Origin of the sequence: Pseudoalteromonas sp. C12FD-1 (genome assembly GCF_037414265.1) — a bacterium.
Lineage (GTDB): Bacteria > Pseudomonadota > Gammaproteobacteria > Enterobacterales > Alteromonadaceae > Pseudoalteromonas.
Map to the genome: position 1 here is coordinate 46,216 of NZ_JBBEVD010000049.1, position 20,003 is coordinate 66,218.

The window sequence follows — 20,003 nt, forward strand, 5'->3', positions numbered from 1 at the left end:
CGACCAGTGTGCTTGCTTTAAAATTAAAATGCAACGAAAAATTTAACTCGGTTACAAACGGTTGGTTAAAATATAGCTGGTTTGGTGCTAAGGTGTACTGGAATGTACTAAAGGTACTCATTAATTATTATGAGTGCGTAAAGTAAATGTTGTTCATACTTTATTAAAGGCACTCTCATTATTGTTTTAGTGTCTCAAACTGGAAATTATTAACCCTGACAGGTCGTTAAACCTAAAGGATATTATGAAAAAAATTTTATTAAGCGCTTTGGCAGCTGCCTTTATTCTTCCTTTTAGTTCTGCCCAAGCGAGTATAGATAATGACGCGTTTTTAGATGCTGAAAAAAAAGTACGCTATGGAAGCTACCAAGACTTTAAAGAAGCAATAAACGGGTTAGAGCATCCGCTAAAGCCCTATGTCGAAAAAACATACTGGCAACGCCATCCCAATTTTAAATACCAAAGCGAGATAGAAGATTACCTAACCATTTATGAACATACTCCGCTGGAGTGGCCGGTTCGTAGAGCATGGCTAGAGTATCTTGAAAAAAACAATAAAAAAGCGGCCTATATTCGTAATTATCGCGAAACCTCAAATGCTGAGCTTACCTGTACTTATTTAGACTTTCAGCTTGATTTAGGGGCGCCAGAAAAAGCCATTTTTAATCAGGTTACCGACTTATGGGCGGTGGGGAAATCGCAACCGAATGAGTGCGACTCGCTATTTTCGCTTTGGCGTAAAAAAGGTTATTTAAACAGCGAGCTGGTATGGAAGCGCATAACGCTTGCAGCGCAAGGTGGCACACAAAACCTATTACCGTATTTAAAAACGCTGCTACCTAAAAATGAGCGTTACTTAGCTGACTTATATTTAAAAGTACGACGCGACCCAAGTGCAGCGGCTGGTTTATACCGTTATAAAAATAAATCGGCTAAAGAGAGTGAAATAGCTATTTATGGCGTTAAGCGTTTGATTTGGCGCGATAAAGAGCTGGCTTTAAGAGCCTGGCAAAAGCTTGAAAAAATGTTTAATTACAGCGATGAAGAAAAAGCAGATTTATATTACTCGTTTGCTTTATCGCTTGCCTCAAGTGGGCATAAACAGGCCAGTTTTTGGCTCAATAAAGTGCCTAAAGCACGCCAAGATAAAAAGTTAATTCAATGGCAACTTGGTAATATGCTCAAAACCCAAGATTGGGAAGGTATAGCGGCCTTTTTTACGGGTAAAGACGATTTAAGTTTAGGGCAGCAATATTGGCTTGCTTATAGCTATGCTAAGCGAGGCGAGCAACAAAAAGCAGACGAAATTTGGGCTAAAGTGGCCGCTAACCGCGACTACTATGGTTTTTTAGCGGCGGCACGATTAGGGCTGCCGGTTGATTTAAATAATCAGCCTTTGGAGGTTGATCAAAAATTGGTAGATAAAGTAATAAATGCGCCGGGCTTTAAACGGGCAAAAGCACTTTACGAACTCGAGCGTTTTACCTCTGCACGGCGAGAATGGAATTACTTAACGAACACCTCTACCGATGAAGAGAAACTAGCCGCCTCAAAAGTGGCAGCGCAAAACAATTGGCACGATAACGTTATTTTCACGCTAGCTAAAATAAAAGCGTGGGATTATGTTGAGCTGCGTTTTCCGTTTGCATTTCAGGATATATTTGAGCGCTACAGTAAGCGTAGCAAAATAGATCCCGCGTGGAGTATTGCCATTGCACGGCGTGAAAGCTCGTTTGCACCCGATGCGCGTTCGCATGCAAATGCGCGTGGCTTGATGCAGCTGCTACCTAGCACGGCAGAATACGTTAACAAAGCATCAGTATCGAGTACGCGTTTGTATCAACCTAAAACCAATATACGCTTAGGTACTAGCTACTTACAGTACTTAAAAAAGAAAAACAAAGGTAACGAAATACTCGCTACGGCATCTTATAACGCAGGGTATCATCGTATTAAGCGTTGGTTACCAGATGAAGCGATACCCGCAGAGCTTTGGGTTGAGCTGATCCCCTATAGAGAAACGCGAGATTACGTAAAAAATGTGTTTGCTTACAGGCAGGTTTACCACACCCGAATGGGCCGAGAAGGAAATGTACTTGCGCCGTTACTCAAAATGAAAATGGGCGGATAATATCAATCGGCTTAAATATTTAGTTATCTTAGCATGCTAAATAAAGGGCTAATAACTTAGCACAACGGGTATTAGCATAGGGGGATATTTACATGTTAAATATCCCCCTTTTTTGAGCGCTTTACGTTTAAGTGGTAGACTCAAAGCAAGTTAAATTTAACAGATGGATTAACAATGGATAAATTAGCCGTTTTATATGCAGAGCATATTGCCACATTACAACAACGTACGCGTACAATTTGTGACCGTGAAGGGCTCGAGGGTTTAGTTATTCACTCAGGCCAAGCTAAGCGCCAGTTTTTAGACGACATGTATTACCCATTTAAAGTTAATCCGCACTTTAAAGCATGGCTTCCTGTTATTGATAATTCGCATTGTTGGATTGTGGTAAATGGTAGTGATAAACCTAAGCTTATTTTTTACCGCCCAGTTGATTTTTGGCACAAAGTACCCGACGAGCCACGCGATTTTTGGGCTGAGTATTTTGATATAGAACTATTGCTACAGCCTGATCAAGTAGAAAAACTATTACCGTACGATAAAGCTAAATACGCTTACATGGGCGAATACTTAGAGGTAGCACAAGCGCTTGGCTTTAGTATTATGAACCCAGAGCCAGTACTTAATTACTTTCATTATAACCGCGCTTATAAAACGCAGTACGAGCTTGAATGTTTACGCCAAGCTAACCGTATTGCAGTAGATGGCCACAAAGCTGCGCGCGATACGTTTTACAACGGTGGTAGCGAATTTGATATTCAGCAAGCCTACCTTATGGCTACACGCCAAAGCGAAAACGAAATGCCGTATGGCAACATAGTCGCGCTTAACGAAAACTGCGCTATTTTGCATTACACGCATTTTGAGCCAAAGGCACCACTTACTCATAATTCGTTTTTAATCGATGCTGGCGCAAACTTTAATGGGTATGCCGCAGACATAACCCGTACCTACGATTTTAAAAAGCAGGGTGAATTTGCTGAGCTAATACAAACAATGACGCAAATACAAATTGAGCTAGGCAACGCATTAAAGCCAGGTATGTTGTATGGTGATTTACACGTTGATTGTCATAACCGTATTGCGCAAATTCTTAGCGACTTCAATATTGTAAACTTACCCGCAACAGAAATTGTTGAACGTAAAATTACCTCCACATTTTTCCCTCATGGTTTGGGCCATCACCTTGGTTTACAAGTACACGATATGGGCGGCTTTATGCGTGATGATACAGGCACCCACCAGCCATCGCCAGAAGGGCACCCATTCTTGCGTTGTACTCGTAAAATAGAGAAAAACCAAGTGTTTACTATTGAGCCTGGGCTTTACTTTATAGACTCATTATTAGGTGATTTAGCGCAAACCGACAGTAAGCAGTTTATTAACTGGGAAAAAATCGAGTCGTTAAAACCATACGGCGGTATTCGTATTGAAGATAATATTATTGTTCACGAAGACAGCCTAGAAAATATGACTCGTGATTTAGCGCTCGACTAAGCTAATAAAGACTAGCTCGCCAATCCGCGCTAAAATACGCGAATGCAAAGGGGCCTTTTGGCCCCATTTTTAATTAAGCGTTTACTATGTCTGAATATAAATACCCTGCCGATGATGTATTTCATCAAGAAGAAATTAAAAAAAGCACCTTTATTGTTCATATCGCGCATACGCCAGACTTACAGGCTGCTAAAGCCTTTATTAAAAGTATTGAAGAAAAGTACCCCGATGCACGTCATAATTGTTGGGCGCACGTAGCGGGTAACCCTGGCGGAAGCCATGTTTATGGCTTTTCTGATGATGGTGAGCCAAATGGTACCGCAGGAAAACCCATGCTTAATGTGCTGGTGGGCTCTGGGCTTGGCGAAATTACTGCGGTTGTTACTCGTTACTTTGGCGGTATAAAACTAGGCACCGGTGGCTTAGTAAGGGCTTATGGAGGGTCGCTTAATAATGCGCTAGCGCAGCTAAAAACGGTGACTAAAGTACCGAGTATCGAGATAGTTGGTCAAAGTGAATACAGCATGCAGGGCGCTATAGAGCAGTTGTTAAAAACCAATTATCAAGTACTTAAAATAGAAAAACAATTTACTGCTAATATTGAATGGGTTATTACTATTGATAGCCGCCAAGCAAAACAGGCCATTAAAGATATTTTTGATTTAAGCCATGGCGCAGTTGAGTTAACGATCAAAGAGTAAGACAATAACTTATACCAATCCGCATAATTAAGTGATCTATTTTGAGGATGGATAAACGTGTTGATAGCAAGGCAAAAAATTCGCTATTTAGTTATTCTAAATGAGAATTTTTTAACGCAGATAGCGACACGTTTAGCCCCTGAAAATGATTAAATATTATTGCTGATTGGTATTACACACTTATATTTACTAATAATAAAAGCGATAAGCTACATGCAATTTCGTACCATCATAAAAATCCTTGGCCAACTTGTTGCGCTGTTTAGTATTACCATGGTGCCACCTGCGGTGGTGTCTTTAATTTATAAAGATGGTGGTGGTGTTCCTTTTGTATTAGCGTTTATATTTAGTGTGGTAATTGGTTTAACAGCTTACTACCCAAACAGGCATGAAAACGGGGATTTAAAAGCACGCGAAGGCTTTTTAATTGTTGTACTGTTTTGGTTGGTACTAGGGGCGTTTGCATCGTTACCGCTGATTTTTTTACAAGAACCTAATTTGTCTATGGCCGATGCAGTGTTTGAGGCCTTTTCGGGCCTTACAACCACTGGGGCCACTGTACTTACCGGAATTGAATACCTGCCCAAGTCAGTTTTATTTTATCGCCAGCAATTACAGTGGTTTGGCGGTATGGGTATCATTGTACTTGCCGTTGCTATACTGCCCATGCTTGGGGTCGGTGGCATGCAGTTATACCGAGCTGAGATCCCAGGTCCAGTAAAAGATTCTAAAATGACCCCCCGCATAGCCGATACCGCAAAACACCTTTGGTATATATATGTATCGTTAACGGTGACATGTATGCTGGCCTATTGGGCGGCAGGTATGGAGTGGTTTGATGCTATATGTCATGCGTTTTCTACAGTAGCGATTGGCGGTTTTTCTACATACGATGCCTCAATAGGGCACTTTGATAGCCCTGTCATTAACTTTATATGTGTATTCTTTTTAATTATTGCGGCGGTTAACTTTTCTTTGCATTACGCGGCGGTAGCGAGTCGTAATATTCAGGTGTATATACGCGACCCAGAATTTAAAGTATTTTTGCTTATTCAGTTAGCGCTGGTGGTTATTTGTTTTACGGTGCTTTCATCTAACGAAATATTTGCTGATGGCGATGAAACCCTTGATCAGGCTTTATTTCAGGCCGTGTCTATGAGTACCACCGCTGGTTTTGCTACTGATAACTTTTCGGCTTGGCCGCTGTTTTTACCTATATTACTTATTTTTTCGAGCTTTATTGGTGGCTGTGCGGGTTCAACCGGTGGCGGTATGAAAGTCGTACGGGTGTTTTTACTTTATTTACAAGGCATACGTGAGCTTAATCGCTTAGTGCACCCACGTGCTATATACTCAATTAAGCTTGGTCGTAAAGCTCTGCCAGATAAAGTAGTTGAAGCTGTTTGGGGGTTTTTCTCAGCGTATGCACTGGTGTTTATTATTATAATGCTGGCGCTAATGGGAACAGGTATGGACAACATTACCGCATTCTCTGCTACGGCGGCGTGTTTAAATAACTTAGGCCCAGGCTTAGGTGATGTTGCCTCACATTATGGGGCGGTGAGCGATGGTGCCAAATGGCTTTTAACTATTGCCATGGTATTTGGCCGCTTAGAAATATTTACCTTACTCGTGTTATTTACGCCGACCTTTTGGCGTGGATAATAAGATAAAAATGATGCTTAGGAACAGGCATGCCACATTCTAATTTAGATAAATTACATCAGCTAACAACAGGGCGATTAGTTGACCTAGAAATAGTTACCCCTACTAGTAGCAAACGCGTTAAAACAGAGTTTATTGGTTTGTTAGAAAATAAGTTTATTATCTTAAATTATCCAAATTCAAAGCGTTTACCTGCAGCAAGTGATTACCTGCGTGATGGTGTAATGGTTGTGGTAAGGGCAGTGATAGAGGGCAGTGGTGGGCAAGTAATAGCGTTTAGGCAGCAGGTAATGTCGGTTGCCTCACACCCGACTAGGCTCATTTTTATTAACTACCCTAAGCAAGTGCAGTTATTTGCACTGCGTGCGCAAACACGCATACCTACCTTATTACCTGCAAAGTTAACGCTCAGTGACGATAGAGTACTTGAAGGGGTAATTAAAGACATCTCGCTTACTGGTGTGATGTTTGATGTACGTGGCGATCAAAACGATGACAATATTAAAGATATGCAATGTACGGTGACGGTTGATACCAACAAAAAAGCATTTACTGGCGAAATATGCAGTGTGAAAGAACACGCAGCGGGGGTTAATTGTGGCATTAAACTTTTAGCCAGTGAAGATGAAATGAAGGCATTTATGAAAGAGCACTTTATTGATCCCGCTATGCTTGAGTTGCCATTAGAATAAGTATTTTCGCTTAATAGCAACAAATGGCCATTTTTACTTTAATGGCGGTAATATTTTTTATAACTTTAAAAAATAATTTTTATTTTCTATAAAAATCAGCGGTATAGATTTATTTTATAAGTGAGTTATTTTAATTCGTTAGCTCCTCTCACTGCTAAAATTTAGTCTCTTTTTTCGATAAATATTTACCCTTTCAATTTACGCTAAAAATTGTAGCTTTTTTACCATATATAAGTAACTGTTTTAATTAGATTTATAAACTTCATATTTTTCCTTGTTGCTAGTTTGCAACAAAACATCCTCTTAAAATTATCAAAAATAGCCAAGCGCTCTTCTAACCATATGAAATTATTGAACTTTTAAAACTTGGCATCCAAGTTGTAATAGTCTGGCTGTACTGAACAATAACGTGATTTAAAGTAAAACACTTAATCGCACACATATACTTGAAGGAATTATATTATGAAAAGCATTAATAAAACTTTAGCACTTATCGCCCTTGCTTCATCATCAGCTGCATTTGCAGCAACCGATTTTGATACGTTAGATGTAGATGGCAGTGGCACTATTAGCAAATCAGAAGCATCAATTGATGCAAAACTGATGAGTATGTTCTCAGAATTAGATGCTGACCAAGATGGTGAGCTATCAAAAGCAGAATTTTCAGAAGCTTAATATGTGGTAACTATCCTGAGTTGCCAATGACAACCTAAGTAGGCAAGGGAGCTTACGAAAAAGGATAACAAGGATTGTGTATACCACTTAGTGAACTTAACTAATTTGTTTATATTGAAGGATTAAATTATGAAGCATTTAAATAAAGCACTCGCATTTATGGCTATTGCCTCTTCTTCTACTGCATTTGCAGGGACTGATTTTGACACGCTAGATGTAGATGGCAATGGCGCTATTAGCCAAGCTGAAGCATCGGTTGATGCGGACTTAATGGCTGAGTTTGTAGAGCTTGATACTGATGGAAATGGTGAGCTTTCAAAGCAAGAGTTCTCTAAATACTAGGACGTGATGATCTTTGCCAATTGAGCGCGCTAAGCTATGCATGTTCGCTTAGCAAAGAGTTATTTTCTCTAATCTGATGTGCATTAAAATTTAATAATGCACATTAGTAAAAAGCACTTTTTAGATAATTTTTTAAACCCATGGATCTTAGAAAAGGACTTCCTCTTAATTAGGATACAACTATGAAAACATTAAATACAGCACTTGCCGTTATCGTATTAGCCTCTTCATCAGCAGCATACGCAGCAGTCGACTTTGCCTCGTTTGATGCCGATGGTGATGGTGCAATTTCAAAGCAAGAAGCGCAAGTAAATTCACAGCTAGTGAAGATTTTTGACCAGTTAGATACTGACGGTAATGGTGAGATTTCTGAGCAAGAGTTTTCAAAAGTACAGTAGGTCTGATTTGCATAGCAAGGAAGCTTAGCAACGTAAAAACATACTCCACTAAAGCCGCCTTAGTCAGCGGCTTTTTTGCGTTTAGCTATAAAAATATAGCACTCACTTGGAATAGCTTTTCTACTACGTTGATATGCTTTTTATCGATTAAAAACATAATAACGTGGTCACCAGACATAATAACGGTATCGTCGTGGGCAATCAGTACGTCATCATTACGCACAATAGCGCCAATAGTCGTACCTGCAGGTAGTTTTATATCGGCAATAGCACGGCCAACTACTTTTGATGTGTTTTCATCGCCATGAGCAACGGCTTCAATAGCCTCAGCCGCGCCTTTACGTAACGAGTACACATTAACAATATCACCGCGGCGCACGTGTGTTAGCAGCGCAGAGATAGTTGCTTGTTGTGGTGATATAGCAATATCTATTTCACCCCCTTGTACTAAATCTACATACGCACCACGCTGAATAAGCACCATGGTTTTTTGTGCGCCCATGCGTTTTGCAAGCATGGCCGACATTATATTTGCTTCATCATCATTAGTTACTGCAATAAACACATCAACTTGCTCTATGTGTTCTTCAGATAGCAGCTCTTGGTCTGAGGCGTCACCACAAAATACCACGGTGTTATCTAACATTTCAGAGAGTTGCTCAGCGCGCTCTTTACTGCGCTCTAGTAACTTAACGCTGTGGTTTTTTTCCAATGAACGAGCAAGGCCTGCACCAATGTTACCCCCACCAGCGATCATAATTTTTTTGTAAGAACGTTCAAGCTTTTGTAGCTCGTTCATAACCGCGCGTATATGCTTAGTGGCAGCAATGAAAAATACTTCATCGTCCGCTTCTATTACCGTGGTGCCCAGTGGCTTTATAGCTTTACCTTGGCGATAAATTGCTGCTACACGGGTTTCTACATTCGGAATGTGCTCTTTTAAAGCAGAAAGCGCATAGCCTACTAATAAGCCTCCGTAATAAGCTTTTACAGCTACAAGAGAGAGCATGCCATCGGCAAATTGCAGCACTTGCAACGCGCCTGGGTAATCTATTAAACGGCGAATATATTTGGTAACGAGTGCTTCGGGGGCAATATAATGATCAACCGGAAGGTCATCGTTATGAAATAGTTTTTCGCGGTATTTTAAATATTGCTCTGATCGGATGCGGGCAATTTTAGTTGGCGTATTAAAAATACTATACGCGACTTGACATGCCACCATATTTACTTCATCTGAGCTGGTTACCGCAATAATCATGTCGGCATCTTCAGCACCTGCACGTCGCAGTACATCTGGGTGTGCACTGTGCCCTGCAACCCCTTGTAAGTCGTACTTATCTTGTAGCTCTCGTAAGCGGTTGCCGTCTATATCAACAACGGTTATTTCGTTTTGTTCGCCAACTAAGTTTTCAGCAAGCGTACCACCGACTTGTCCGGCACCGAGTATGATTATTTTCATTATTTACCCGAATTACTGTTTAATTAAAAAAATAGCCATTTACTGTTTAATAAATGGCTATTGAGTGTACGGCTATTAGGCTTTTTTAACTAGCTTAGCGTAATAAAATCCGTCGCTTTCCCCTGGTAGTAATTGTAAACCAGGGTTGGTAACTGTGTCGTTGTCGTGCAGTGGTATATGCTCAACGTCACTATTATTAGCTAAAAATTTAGCGACTTGCTGTTGGTTTTCTTGCGGCAGTACCGAACAGGTTGCGTATATCATAGTGCCGCCAGGTTTAAGTAGCGGCCAAATACTATTGAGTATATCGCTTTGTAGTGTGGCTAAATCTTCAATGTCTGATGCGCGGCGAAGCCATTTGATATCAGGGTGGCGACGTATAACACCCGTTGCTGAACACGGCACATCTAACAAAATACGATCAAACTGCTGCTCATCCCACCATGTATGAGGCTGCGAGGCGTCAGCACATTGGAGGTCTGCGCCTAAACCGATACGGGTTAAATTTTGCTTAACCCGTTCTAGGCGAGTGGCATCGCTATCAAGGGCTAATACTTCTGCATCAGCAAGTTCAAGTATATGACAGGTTTTTCCGCCAGGTGCGGCACAAGCATCTAAAATGTATTCATCAGCTTGCGGTGCTAAAAAGCGTGCAGCTAGTTGCGCTGCGGCATCTTGCACCGAGCAGGCGCCCACATCAAACTCTGGCAGTGAGAAAACATCACGGGGCTTAGCTAGTTTAATACCATCAACAAACTGAGGGTTTAACGTGTGTTCAATATCGTTTGCCGTTAACATTTCGCTGTATTCTTGCGTGCTGTATTGAGCTTGATTGACACGTAACCACATAGGAGCTTGTTGTTGGTTTTCTTCAAGAAGCGCTTCCCAGTTATCTGGGTAGGCAGCTTGCACTTGCTTGATAAACCAATTTGGGTGGTTATATAAACACACCGGTATTTGCTTGGCTTTTTCTTCCAGCTCGCTTTGTTGGCGCTGAAAACTACGCAAAATAGCGTTGATTAAGCCTTTTAAACCTAATGCACGCATTTGACCTAAGGCATTAACGGTTTCAGAAATGGCGGCATGCGGTGGCACGCGCATATGCTGCAGCTGATAAATACCTACATACAACAAAAACTGAAAAATACGACGTTTACCCTTAAGTGGCTGCTCTACTAAATGTTGGCAGTAGTTTTCAAGGCTAGGTAGGTAGCGCAATACACCGTAACAAATTTGCTGTAGCAGCGCTTTGTCTTTAGGGGGCAGCCCTTGGCTGGCAAATGGCAGTTCTTGATTTAGCGACGCGCCTTTATCAACCACGTTATATAAAGTTTCTGCGGCAAGCGCACGTACGTTTTGAACATTACTCATTGTTTTCGCCTAATACGGTGCCAGGAGTTACCCAGTCACTACGACCATTTAAAAAGTCGCTAATTGCCATTGGTTTTTTACCTTGTGGTTGCAGCTGTGTAATACACAATGCATGTGTACCACACGCCACTACAATGCCGTTTTTATCGCTTGATAAAACTTCGCCGGCATTGCCTTTTTGCTCAACGACTGAAGCTTGGTAAATTTTTACGCTTTGCTCACCCATTTGAGTAAAGCACACAGGCCATGGATTAAACGCACGAATATTACGCTCAATTTGTTCAGCATCCATCGTCCAATCAATATTCGCTTCCTCTTTTGAAAGCTTTTTAGCGTAATTTGCCAGCTCGTCGTTTTGTGGCTCAGCTATAAGCTCGCCATTGGCTAACTTATTAATGGTTTGAACAAGTGCTTCAGGGCCTAGTTCAGCCAGTTTAGTGTATAAACTGGCACTGGTTTCATCCGCAGCAATAGGGCAGCGGCTAATGTGCAGCATATCGCCTGTATCAAGCCCTTCATCCATTTGCATTATGGTTACACCGGTATCTTTATCGCCAGCCCAAATTGCACGTTGTATTGGCGCAGCACCGCGCCAGCGCGGTAAAATAGAGCCATGTACATTTAAACACCCTAAGCGTGGCGCCTCTAAAATGGCTTTTGGTAAAATTAAGCCGTAAGCCACCACAATCATGATATCGGCATTTAAGCTTTTAAGCTCAGTGAGTGCGTCTTCATTTTTTAATGACTGTGGTTGAAAAACAGGTAGTTCATGTTCAAGCGCAAGCGCTTTTACTTCACTGGCTTTTAGCTTTTTACCTCGCCCAGCAGGGCGGTCTGGTTGGCTGTAAACACCAACAATTTGGTGTTCGCTTTGAATTAACGCTTGTAGGTGACGAGCGGCAAAGTCCGGCGTACCGGCAAATATAATGCGTAGTGGTTTTGTCACTGAGTTTTCCTAAGGTGCTTATTACTTCGCGGCAAATTTAGCTTCTTTTTCAAGCTTTTTGCGAATACGTTGACGCTTTAATGGCGATAGGTAATCAATAAATAGTTTACCTTGTAAGTGATCGAGCTCGTGTTGAATACAAATAGCTAATAGCTCATCTGCATCTAGTACAAATTCTTCACCATTTTCGTTAAGAGCAGCAACGGTTACGGTTTCAGCACGATCTACTTTTGCGTAAGAGTTAGGTACTGATAAACAGCCTTCTTCGCTAATTGTTGAACCATCTTTTTTGATAATTTGTGGGTTAATTAAAACCAGTGGTTCGTCGCGTTCTTCTGATACGTCGATCACCACAATACGTTGATGAATATCAACCTGTGTAGCAGCTAGCCCAATGCCGTTTTCATCGTACATTGTCTCTAGCATGTCTTTTACAATTTGGCGAACGTTGTCATCAACTTGTGCAACTTCTTTTGCTACCGTACGTAAACGCTCATCTGGAAATCTTAAAACTTCTAACCTAGCCATAGTTACCTTTTTACACTTGTGCTTAATTTAGGGTATTGTATGCTCTTATTTTAGCCATTCGCGTTCCCCTTTAACAGGTTTTGGTCAATAATAATGAAAAAACAATACAAGGAAGCCCAATGAAATCTCAATTGGCTGCAATTATGTTTGCACTAAGTACTGCTTTTCCTGCAGTCGCTGATGTTTTACAAATAAAAAAAGATGCTCCAAAACAATATGTTGTAAAAAAAGGCGATACCCTTTGGGATATTTCCGGCATTTATTTAGACGAACCATGGCTGTGGCCAGAGTTGTGGCAAATGAACCCGCAAATAGATAACCCGCATCTAATTTACCCCGGCGATGCACTCGCGTTAGTGTACGACGCCGACGGTAACCCGCGTCTAGTGATTAATAAAGCATACAGAAAGTTATCGCCGCAAGGGCGTATTACCCCAAAAGGTAACAACGCCATTACCACTTTACCACTTGAAATAATTAAACCTTATTTAAGTTATGAGCAAGCGATTAACAGTGATGAAATAGATGATAAGCCGTATATTTTAGGTGCAAACGAAAATACTAAAACGCAAACACTCGGGCATATTTTATACGTTAAGGGCGATTTAAAAGTACATAAAGCTTATGCTATTTATCACAAAGGCGAACCTTACATAGATACAAAAACCGGTGAAGAGCTAGCCACTCGCGCTACTTATGTAGGTATGGCTCGTGCATTTAGAACGGGGGATGAAAGCAATGGGGTGCCATCGTCTTTACGGGTTGAGTCAGTAAAGCAAGAGATTCAACAAGGTGATTTTTTACTCCCTGCTATGCAAGGACAAATGTTACCAGCGTACTTTAATATGCATCGCCCGAAGCAAAGTGTATCTGGCAGTGTCATTGCATCTCCGCGCCAAGTAAGAGAATTCAGCACAATGGATGTAGTGGTGCTAAACTTAGGTGCTGAGCAACAAATTGAAGTTGGTCATATCCTCGATTTAGAACGCCAATCACCCACCGTTATTGATGGCCCACGAGGACCGCGTTATCCAGAAGATTCGAGCAAATTTGAAAAGCTTTTATCTGATGCGGGTGAGTTATTTGGCAGCGAGCCAGATGAAGACACCACTACATGGACAATGCCACATGAAAAAGTAGGTGAGTTAATTGTATTTAAAGTGTATGACAAAGTGAGTTATGCATTAATAACAAAAAATCAGCACCCAATTCGCGTTGGAGATAGTGTAGTAATTCATTAAGTTGTAGCGAGTCGGTGCTCTAGGAGAGAGCATGGATCAGTCATCTGGCAAGCTAGCCCATTGGCTTGCCTTTTATATGTGTAAAGGCTTAGGTATTAAAACACTGCTAGCCTTATCACACACTCACCCCCTTGAATCATTATTTGATTTAAACCAAAGTGAATTACAACAGCTTGGGCTTACCCAAAACCAAGCTTGTAATTTACTCAATACCAATTGGCAGCAAGTAAGCTATTACGAGCAACAAATACAGCAAAATAATATAACCGTTATATGTATATTTGATGCGCTTTACCCCGCCGAGCTAAAACACATAGCCAGTGCCCCTTTACTGTTATTTTGTAAAGGCGATATATCATTGTTATCTAGCCCGCAAGTAGCCATTGTTGGCAGTAGAAATGCAACCCCTACGGGGCTAGAAATAGCCTCAGAGCTTGCTTATCAACTTACTTTAGCTGGTATTACTGTTACCTCGGGTATGGCGCGGGGTATTGATGGTGCCGCGCATAAAGGGGCATTGGCCAATAATGGCAAAACAATTGGTGTATTAGGGACTGGGGTTGATATTTACTACCCGAAACGCCATAAATTATTAACAGACCAAGTATTAGAGCATGGCTTATTGATAAGCGAATTTTTACCGGGTACCGCTGCTAATGCGCATAACTTTCCACGCAGAAACCGTATTATATCTGGGTTGTCTTTAGGCGTAGTTATTGTAGAGGCTGAAATTAAAAGCGGCTCATTAATCACGGTCCGTTACGCTATTGAACAAAATAAAGAAGTGTTTGCAGTACCAGGCTCTATTAAAAACCCATTATCGCAAGCGAGTCATTTTTTAATAAAGCAGGGCGCTAAGTTAGTCGAAAATGTGACAGATATTTTAGATGAGGTGAGCTTTTCTTATCAAAGCGGCCTATATAATAAAGAGGAGCCTGTAAACAAACAGTCACAATGTGAGGTGCTAAATAGTATAGGGTATGAGGTAACCAGTGTTGATGAGATTGTACGTCGCGCCCAGTGGCCAATTGATAAAGTGCTGGCAAGGTTGCTCGATTTAGAGTTAGACGATGAAATAGAGCGCGTATTAGACGGGTATATAAAGCTAAGCACAGGAAGGTAATATGTTTGATATTCTCATGTATCTTTTTGAAAACTACATTCACAGCGAAGCCGATATTTATATTGAAGAAAACGAGCTTACCGATGAATTACTTCGCGCGGGCTTTAATAAGACCGAAATTTTTAAAGCGTTAAACTGGCTTGAACAATTGGCCGATTTACAACGCAGCGATGAGTCGCCTTACTTAATTACAAAGCCTCATCAAGCAATGCGCATTTTTACCGATAGCGAATGCAAAATGTTAAACGTTGAATGCCGTGGCTTTTTGATGTTTTTAGAGCAAATAAGGGTGGTTAATAGTGTAACCCGTGAAATGGTGATGGACCGCCTTGCCGCATTAGACAAACCTTATATTTCGCTCGATGACTTAAAATGGGTGGTGCTTATGGTGTTATTTAATGTACCAGGCTCAGAAGAGGCCTACGAGCAAATGGAAGACCTTATATTTGACGAACCTACCGAACTTCTACATTAAAATTGTATGCCAAACCACTTAAACATATATGCACAGCTTGTATCTTTAAGTGGTTTGGGTATATTAGGCGAAAATTCAGCAACCCATTAGGAACCTCATGAGTAAAATCGACCATTCGCTTTTCTCGGCGGATAAACACGCCTTAGAAAAAGAATACGAAGTCTGCCCGCAATGTGGTTCTGAATTAGTGATCCGTAACTCTAAAACAGGCCCATTTTTGGGTTGTGCGAGTTACCCTAAATGCGACTTTATTCGCCCATTAGCGCATCACGATAGCAACGAAATTAAAGTTCTTGAAGATTCAGCCTGCCCACAGTGTACAAAACCGCTGGTGGTTAAAAACGGCCGTTATGGCATGTTTATTGGTTGTACAGGGTACCCACAATGTCATTACATCGCCCACGATGACGAACCTAATAATAACGATGATGTATTACCTGGGTGCCCTAAATGCAAAAAAGGGCAGTTAGTTGCACGCAGCAATAAATTTGGTAAAACGTTTTACTCATGCGATTGTTACCCAAGCTGTAAATATACACTAAATAACAAACCCATAGCCAAGCCATGCCCTAAGTGCGATTGGCCGCTTGTTATTGAGAAAAAAATGGCCAGTGGTACTGTGCTACAGTGCCCACAAAAAAGTTGCCTGCATAAACTTACCACTACTGATTAATATAAATTTCTGGAGCATATTTTGTCAGACCTTTCTACATTGCCTACGGCTATATCTTGCTTAGAGCAAGGTGAAGTTATTTTATACCCTACTGAAGCAGTTTATGGCTTAGGGTGTGATCCAGATAATCAGCAAGCTGTTGAGAAGTTGCTAGAAATAAAACAGCGTCCCGTTGAAAAGGGCCTTATTTTAATTGCCGATAATTACGGCCAATTATTAAAGTATGTTGACGATGTAAAGCTGCCAATGGATAAACGTGCTGATATTTTTTCTAGTTGGCCTGGTGCTATTACCTGGGTAATGCCTGCGGCTAAAAATACGCCTAAATGGTTAACAGGCCAGTTTGATACTATTGCAGTGCGTGTAACAAATCACCCAAGTGTTAAGCGCTTATGCCAGCAATTAGGTAAACCTCTTGTCTCTACTAGTGCTAATTTGACCGGTCAGCCTACGGTAACAAGTATTGAACAAGCCAAGCAGCAGTTTGCAGATAAAGTAGGTTGTTATATTGATGAGCCTTTAGGGGGTAACACGCAGCCAAGCACAATAAAAGATGCCATGACCGGCAAAGTATTTAGAGGTTAATATGCAAAGCGAATTATTAGAACAAGTAAAAGCGTATTTTATGGCTTTGCAAGACACCATTTGCCAAGGTTTAGAGCAGGCCGATGGCAGTGCAAAATTTGTTGAAGATAGCTGGCAACGTGCCGAAGGCGGTGGCGGGCGCACGCGTGTTACCACTAACGGCAATGTAATTGAGCAAGGTGGCGTTAACTACTCGCATGTATTTGGTGCATCGATGCCGGGCTCTGCGACCGCTCATAGGCCAGAGCTTGCAGGGCGAAGCTTTCATGCATGTGGCGTATCATTAGTTATTCATCCAAAAAACCCACATGTTCCTACAAGTCATGCCAATGTACGTTTTTTTATAGCTGAAAAAGAAGGTGAAGAACCTATTTGGTGGTTTGGCGGAGGGTTTGACTTAACGCCTTTTTACCCCGTTTTTGAAGATGTACAGCATTGGCACCAAGTCGCACACGACATTTGTGCACCATTTGGTGAACAAGTGTATCCAAAATACAAAACCTGGTGTGATGAATATTTTTACCTAAAACATCGCGACGAAACACGTGGTGTAGGTGGCTTATTTTTTGATGACTTAAATGAGCTCGGGTTTGAGCAAAGCTTTGCATTTATGCAATCGGTTGGTAATGGCTTTTTAGATGCGTACTTACCTATTATTGAGCGTCGTAAAAATGATGAATTCACTGAGCAGCAGCGCGATTTCCAACTATATCGCCGCGGTCGTTACGTAGAGTTTAACCTTGTGTGGGATAGAGGCACTTTATTTGGCTTACAAAGCGGTGGGCGCACAGAGTCTATATTGATGTCGATGCCGCCACTGGCGCGTTGGGAATATAACTATAAACCAGCGCCCGACAGCGCAGAGGCTAATTTGTATCAATACTATTTACGTCCACAAGAGTGGCTAACCACTACCCCCACTGATTTGATAGCCAGAGAATGGCAGTTATAAATATTAAATTAAGGTAGGGGCTGTTTAAATCCGCAAAGGTCAACAGATCCAATAAAAGGCGCTTAACAGCGCCTTTTTGCTAAGTAGTTGCAATTAGTGCTCATTAATCATATGCGTGGCTAGTTGCCCAAAAGATTGCTTTAACCCTTCGCGCAGTAGGGGGTTGTCTACTTCTATATCGAGTGTTTTATTCATGCAATACATCCACTGATCGCGCAGGTCTTTATTTATGCTAAAAGGCATATGGCGTTTGCGCAGCATAGGTTGGCCATGCTTTTCTGTAAATAGACTTGGCCCGCCAAGCCAACCCGATAAAAATTCAAAAAAAACTTGGCGAATTCTATCTAATGGCAGAGGATGCATATCATATAATGGTTTGGCGTATTCATCGCTGGCCATTATGTCGTAGAATCGGTTAGCTATAGCACGGGTACCTGCTTCTCCACCAATTATTTCATAGGGTGTTTTCTCAGGAGTGGGCGCTGGTTGCTTAGTCGCTGGTTTAGATTTTGAAAAAAGTCGTTTAATCATATTACTTATCATCGTTAATAGGCAGTGTATAGCTGCAAAGAGGTTGCTTTAAAATGGACAAATATGCGGTTTTTGGAAATCCAATAAAACATTCAAAATCCCCCGCGATACATAAACAATTTGCTGTATCTTTGGGTGAGCAAATCGACTACCGCGCAATATTAGCACCTATCGATAGCTTTGAAAAAACAGTAACCACTTTTTTTGAGCAAGGCGGGATAGGCGCAAATGTAACTATGCCATTTAAAGAGCAAGCGTATGCTATGGCTGATGAACTCACCCCGCTTGCTAAAATTGTTGGTGCGGTTAATACACTTAAAAAACGCGATGATGGTACTTTGTTAGGTGATAATACCGATGGCGTGGGCTTTGTTAATGATTTACTTGCTAATGAGGTGACAATCACCAATAAGCGTATTTTGATTATTGGTGCGGGAGGCGCAGCAAGAGGGGTAATATTACCTTTACTTGAACACAACCCTTCAGAAATCATTATTGTTAATCGCACGGTAAAAAAAGCGCAAGACTTAGCTCTGCTATTTACTGAATATGGCAAAGTAACAGGCTATGGATTTGATGATTTACCAGTAAGCGAATACTCACTTATTGTAAACTCTACATCAAGCAGTATGAATAACGAACTTCCAGCGCTTGATAAAAAACACTTTACTCGCTGTGATGTTGCTTACGATATGTTTTACTCATTAGAAAATACTGTTTTTATGAACTGGGTTGCACAGCACAATACAAATACTAAGCTGTTAGATGGTAGCGGCATGTTAGTAGGCCAAGCCGCACAGGCATTTTTTATATGGCGAAATAAAATGCCCGCCATACTTCCTGTTGTTAAAGCACTAAAACAAGGCATGCTTAAATGAATCAAGCCATACAGTTTATAGATAGACTCGAGTTTAGAGAACCTTCCCACCAACTAGTATTTTTTGCACAAGTATCGGGGATGCTGGTGGAGTGTGTTATTGAACTACGTAACTTAGATTTAAAAGATGAAAGTCACGCAACAGAATATTTTGATAAGTACCGATTTGATTATGAAGAGTGTGCCGAGCAACTAATAGAAGATGAAAGCTATAACTCGGCAGGGCAGATAGAAGTGAATCTAGCCAATCTCGGCTAAATACTCATCTTTTAATTGCACATAGTTATCTGCAGATACTTTTAAAAAAGCAAGCTCTTGCTCTGTCAATGGGCGAGCTTGCTTTACTGGGCTACCAACATATAAATAACCAGACTCCAATCGTTTATTTGGCGGTACTAATGACCCCCCACCAATAATAACGTCGTCCTCTACTATTACATTATCCATTACAATAGCGCCCATACCGACAAGTATACGGTTTCCAAGCGTACATCCATGCAGCATCACCTTGTGACCCACTGTCACATCATCACCAATAATAAGTGGGTAACCATCTGGGTTGCTTTCAGTCGCACGTGATAAATGAAGAACACTACCGTCTTGTATATTTGTACGTTCACCAATACGTATATAATTAACATCTCCACGTGCTGCCACTAATGGCCATACGCTACAGTTGTCGCCAATAGTAATATCGCCTACCAAAACAGACGATTCATCAACATAAACAGACGAATTAAAAGAGGGAGTCACACCTTTATAAGAACGGATAGCCATATATATACCTTTTAAATACTAGTTATAGTCGCTTGAGTGTAACAGCAACACTCAAATAGTGGCCAGAAAAGGCCTGATTTGATTATAAAACTACCAGTTACAGAGGGGTTAGTTCACATATTGACCGAACGGTGCTTTTTTTTGGTTTTTCCTTAAAAAAGTGCTTGCGTAAAAATCTGTTCTCCCTATAATGCGACCCCACTGAGACAGGGAGCGCCAACGCTTAGCGAGGCAGGAGCTGCTCAGAGAGTTAAGTAAAACTTCGGTTTTAAATCATCGCAAGAAAGTTTAAAATTAAGTGTTGACTCGAAAAATAAAGGGTGTATTATACGCATCCCTAGCGGCAACGTCGCAACGTTCT

General features: G+C 41.2%; 22 protein-coding genes. 16 read left to right on the forward strand and 6 right to left on the reverse strand.

All coding sequences use genetic code 11. The features are described 5' to 3' along the window. Positions 1-244 precede the first annotated feature (244 nt). The 8 genes from WDB87_RS06225 to WDB87_RS06260 all read left to right on the forward strand — a co-directional run bounded on the left by WDB87_RS06225 (position 245) and on the right by WDB87_RS06260 (position 8,101). Positions 245-2,131: a transglycosylase SLT domain-containing protein gene (locus WDB87_RS06225; RefSeq protein ID WP_337849371.1), complete on the forward strand. Its 1,887-nt coding sequence runs from the start codon at positions 245-247 to the stop codon at positions 2,129-2,131. Between the two features lie 174 nt (positions 2,132-2,305). Continuing rightward, positions 2,306-3,628, forward strand: a complete 1,323-nt coding sequence (gene pepQ / locus WDB87_RS06230; RefSeq protein WP_286245692.1) for a Xaa-Pro dipeptidase — start codon at positions 2,306-2,308, stop codon at positions 3,626-3,628. A gap of 86 nt (positions 3,629-3,714) precedes the next feature. Beyond that, on the forward strand, positions 3,715-4,329 hold the full coding sequence (locus WDB87_RS06235; RefSeq protein WP_337849372.1) for a YigZ family protein: 615 nt from the start codon (positions 3,715-3,717) through the stop codon (positions 4,327-4,329). Positions 4,330-4,542: 213 nt separating this feature from the next. Continuing rightward, a complete protein-coding gene (locus WDB87_RS06240; RefSeq protein WP_286245694.1) occupies positions 4,543-5,994 on the forward strand; it encodes a TrkH family potassium uptake protein in 1,452 nt (483 codons plus the stop codon). Between the two features lie 29 nt (positions 5,995-6,023). After that, positions 6,024-6,686, forward strand: coding sequence for a flagellar brake protein (locus WDB87_RS06245; RefSeq protein ID WP_337849373.1), 663 nt, complete (start codon positions 6,024-6,026; stop codon positions 6,684-6,686). 462 nt (positions 6,687-7,148) lie between these two features. Next, positions 7,149-7,361: an EF-hand domain-containing protein gene (locus WDB87_RS06250; protein WP_286245696.1), complete on the forward strand. Its 213-nt coding sequence runs from the start codon at positions 7,149-7,151 to the stop codon at positions 7,359-7,361. Between the two features lie 129 nt (positions 7,362-7,490). Beyond that, on the forward strand, positions 7,491-7,703 hold the full coding sequence (locus WDB87_RS06255) for a calmodulin (RefSeq protein ID WP_337849374.1): 213 nt from the start codon (positions 7,491-7,493) through the stop codon (positions 7,701-7,703). 182 nt (positions 7,704-7,885) lie between these two features. Further along, on the forward strand, positions 7,886-8,101 hold the full coding sequence (locus WDB87_RS06260; RefSeq protein WP_004588041.1) for an EF-hand domain-containing protein: 216 nt from the start codon (positions 7,886-7,888) through the stop codon (positions 8,099-8,101). A gap of 85 nt (positions 8,102-8,186) precedes the next feature. On the opposite strand, the gene trkA is transcribed toward WDB87_RS06260, so the two are convergent. The 4 genes from trkA to def form a co-directional block, all read right to left on the reverse strand. Further along, positions 8,187-9,563 carry a Trk system potassium transporter TrkA gene (trkA, locus tag WDB87_RS06265; protein ID WP_286245697.1) on the reverse strand — a complete coding sequence of 459 codons (1,377 nt, stop codon included), beginning with the start codon at positions 9,561-9,563 and terminating at the stop codon, positions 8,187-8,189. A gap of 75 nt (positions 9,564-9,638) precedes the next feature. Beyond that, a complete protein-coding gene (gene rsmB, locus WDB87_RS06270) occupies positions 9,639-10,934 on the reverse strand; it encodes a 16S rRNA (cytosine(967)-C(5))-methyltransferase RsmB (RefSeq protein ID WP_337849375.1) in 1,296 nt (431 codons plus the stop codon). Next, positions 10,927-11,880, reverse strand: coding sequence for a methionyl-tRNA formyltransferase (fmt, locus tag WDB87_RS06275; RefSeq protein WP_337849376.1), 954 nt, complete (start codon positions 11,878-11,880; stop codon positions 10,927-10,929). Before fmt ends, rsmB begins: the two co-directional genes overlap by 8 nt. Positions 11,881-11,901: 21 nt before the next feature. Further along, complete coding sequence (def, locus tag WDB87_RS06280; RefSeq protein ID WP_055016188.1) at positions 11,902-12,408, reverse strand: peptide deformylase; 507 nt, start codon at positions 12,406-12,408, stop codon at positions 11,902-11,904. Between the two features lie 119 nt (positions 12,409-12,527). Here def and WDB87_RS06285 point away from each other — a divergent pair, with 119 nt between their 5' ends. From WDB87_RS06285 to hemF, 6 genes are all read left to right on the forward strand, one after another. Then, positions 12,528-13,649 (forward strand): LysM peptidoglycan-binding domain-containing protein, encoded by a 1,122-nt coding sequence (locus tag WDB87_RS06285; RefSeq protein ID WP_286245700.1) that lies wholly within the window; start codon positions 12,528-12,530, stop codon positions 13,647-13,649. Between the two features lie 31 nt (positions 13,650-13,680). After that, complete coding sequence (gene dprA, locus WDB87_RS06290; RefSeq protein WP_286245702.1) at positions 13,681-14,772, forward strand: DNA-processing protein DprA; 1,092 nt, start codon at positions 13,681-13,683, stop codon at positions 14,770-14,772. A 1-nt stretch (position 14,773) separates the two neighbouring features. Further along, positions 14,774-15,247 carry a DUF494 family protein gene (locus WDB87_RS06295; RefSeq protein WP_004588034.1) on the forward strand — a complete coding sequence of 158 codons (474 nt, stop codon included), beginning with the start codon at positions 14,774-14,776 and terminating at the stop codon, positions 15,245-15,247. Between the two features lie 97 nt (positions 15,248-15,344). Next, complete coding sequence (locus WDB87_RS06300) at positions 15,345-15,920, forward strand: DNA topoisomerase family protein (protein ID WP_337849377.1); 576 nt, start codon at positions 15,345-15,347, stop codon at positions 15,918-15,920. A 21-nt stretch (positions 15,921-15,941) separates the two neighbouring features. Next, positions 15,942-16,505, forward strand: a complete 564-nt coding sequence (locus tag WDB87_RS06305) for an L-threonylcarbamoyladenylate synthase (protein WP_337849378.1) — start codon at positions 15,942-15,944, stop codon at positions 16,503-16,505. 1 nt (position 16,506) lies between these two features. Beyond that, positions 16,507-17,457 (forward strand): oxygen-dependent coproporphyrinogen oxidase, encoded by a 951-nt coding sequence (gene hemF / locus WDB87_RS06310; protein WP_286245706.1) that lies wholly within the window; start codon positions 16,507-16,509, stop codon positions 17,455-17,457. Positions 17,458-17,550: 93 nt separating this feature from the next. On the opposite strand, the gene WDB87_RS06315 is transcribed toward hemF, so the two are convergent. Continuing rightward, entirely contained in the window at positions 17,551-17,988 is a 438-nt protein-coding gene (locus tag WDB87_RS06315) for a group II truncated hemoglobin (protein ID WP_337849379.1), read from the reverse strand. Positions 17,989-18,041: 53 nt separating this feature from the next. Here WDB87_RS06315 and aroE point away from each other — a divergent pair, with 53 nt between their 5' ends. Beyond that, the gene (aroE, locus tag WDB87_RS06320; RefSeq protein WP_337849380.1) at positions 18,042-18,866 is read left to right on the forward strand and encodes a shikimate dehydrogenase; all 825 of its coding nucleotides are present in this window, start codon (positions 18,042-18,044) and stop codon (positions 18,864-18,866) included. Beyond that, on the forward strand, positions 18,863-19,123 hold the full coding sequence (locus tag WDB87_RS06325; protein ID WP_286245709.1) for a DUF1488 domain-containing protein: 261 nt from the start codon (positions 18,863-18,865) through the stop codon (positions 19,121-19,123). The genes aroE and WDB87_RS06325 overlap by 4 nt, the downstream gene beginning before the upstream one ends. Here WDB87_RS06325 and WDB87_RS06330 read toward each other — a convergent pair. After that, the gene (locus WDB87_RS06330) at positions 19,106-19,642 is read right to left on the reverse strand and encodes a gamma carbonic anhydrase family protein (RefSeq protein WP_337849381.1); all 537 of its coding nucleotides are present in this window, start codon (positions 19,640-19,642) and stop codon (positions 19,106-19,108) included. The two genes, WDB87_RS06325 and WDB87_RS06330, sit on opposite strands and share 18 nt — an antisense overlap. Positions 19,643-20,003: the final 361 nt, after the last annotated feature.

Bases quoted from the DNA above. Each gene is read 5' to 3' on its own strand.
- trkA (WP_286245697.1), bottom strand. From the start codon at position 9,563: ATGAAAATAATCATACTCGGTGCCGGACAAGTCGGTGGTACGCTTGCT.
- WDB87_RS06245 (WP_337849373.1), top strand. From the start codon at position 6,024: ATGCCACATTCTAATTTAGATAAATTACATCAGCTAACAACAGGGCGA.
- pepQ (WP_286245692.1), top strand. From the start codon at position 2,306: ATGGATAAATTAGCCGTTTTATATGCAGAGCATATTGCCACATTACAA.
- WDB87_RS06255 (WP_337849374.1), top strand. From the start codon at position 7,491: ATGAAGCATTTAAATAAAGCACTCGCATTTATGGCTATTGCCTCTTCT.
- WDB87_RS06250 (WP_286245696.1), top strand. From the start codon at position 7,149: ATGAAAAGCATTAATAAAACTTTAGCACTTATCGCCCTTGCTTCATCA.
- def (WP_055016188.1), bottom strand. From the start codon at position 12,408: ATGGCTAGGTTAGAAGTTTTAAGATTTCCAGATGAGCGTTTACGTACG.
- WDB87_RS06300 (WP_337849377.1), top strand. From the start codon at position 15,345: ATGAGTAAAATCGACCATTCGCTTTTCTCGGCGGATAAACACGCCTTA.
- hemF (WP_286245706.1), top strand. From the start codon at position 16,507: ATGCAAAGCGAATTATTAGAACAAGTAAAAGCGTATTTTATGGCTTTG.
- WDB87_RS06235 (WP_337849372.1), top strand. From the start codon at position 3,715: ATGTCTGAATATAAATACCCTGCCGATGATGTATTTCATCAAGAAGAA.
- WDB87_RS06295 (WP_004588034.1), top strand. From the start codon at position 14,774: ATGTTTGATATTCTCATGTATCTTTTTGAAAACTACATTCACAGCGAA.
- WDB87_RS06315 (WP_337849379.1), bottom strand. From the start codon at position 17,988: ATGATTAAACGACTTTTTTCAAAATCTAAACCAGCGACTAAGCAACCA.
- aroE (WP_337849380.1), top strand. From the start codon at position 18,042: ATGGACAAATATGCGGTTTTTGGAAATCCAATAAAACATTCAAAATCC.
- rsmB (WP_337849375.1), bottom strand. From the start codon at position 10,934: ATGAGTAATGTTCAAAACGTACGTGCGCTTGCCGCAGAAACTTTATAT.
- WDB87_RS06325 (WP_286245709.1), top strand. From the start codon at position 18,863: ATGAATCAAGCCATACAGTTTATAGATAGACTCGAGTTTAGAGAACCT.
- WDB87_RS06240 (WP_286245694.1), top strand. From the start codon at position 4,543: ATGCAATTTCGTACCATCATAAAAATCCTTGGCCAACTTGTTGCGCTG.
- WDB87_RS06330 (WP_337849381.1), bottom strand. From the start codon at position 19,642: ATGGCTATCCGTTCTTATAAAGGTGTGACTCCCTCTTTTAATTCGTCT.
- WDB87_RS06285 (WP_286245700.1), top strand. From the start codon at position 12,528: ATGAAATCTCAATTGGCTGCAATTATGTTTGCACTAAGTACTGCTTTT.
- WDB87_RS06225 (WP_337849371.1), top strand. From the start codon at position 245: ATGAAAAAAATTTTATTAAGCGCTTTGGCAGCTGCCTTTATTCTTCCT.
- WDB87_RS06260 (WP_004588041.1), top strand. From the start codon at position 7,886: ATGAAAACATTAAATACAGCACTTGCCGTTATCGTATTAGCCTCTTCA.
- dprA (WP_286245702.1), top strand. From the start codon at position 13,681: ATGGATCAGTCATCTGGCAAGCTAGCCCATTGGCTTGCCTTTTATATG.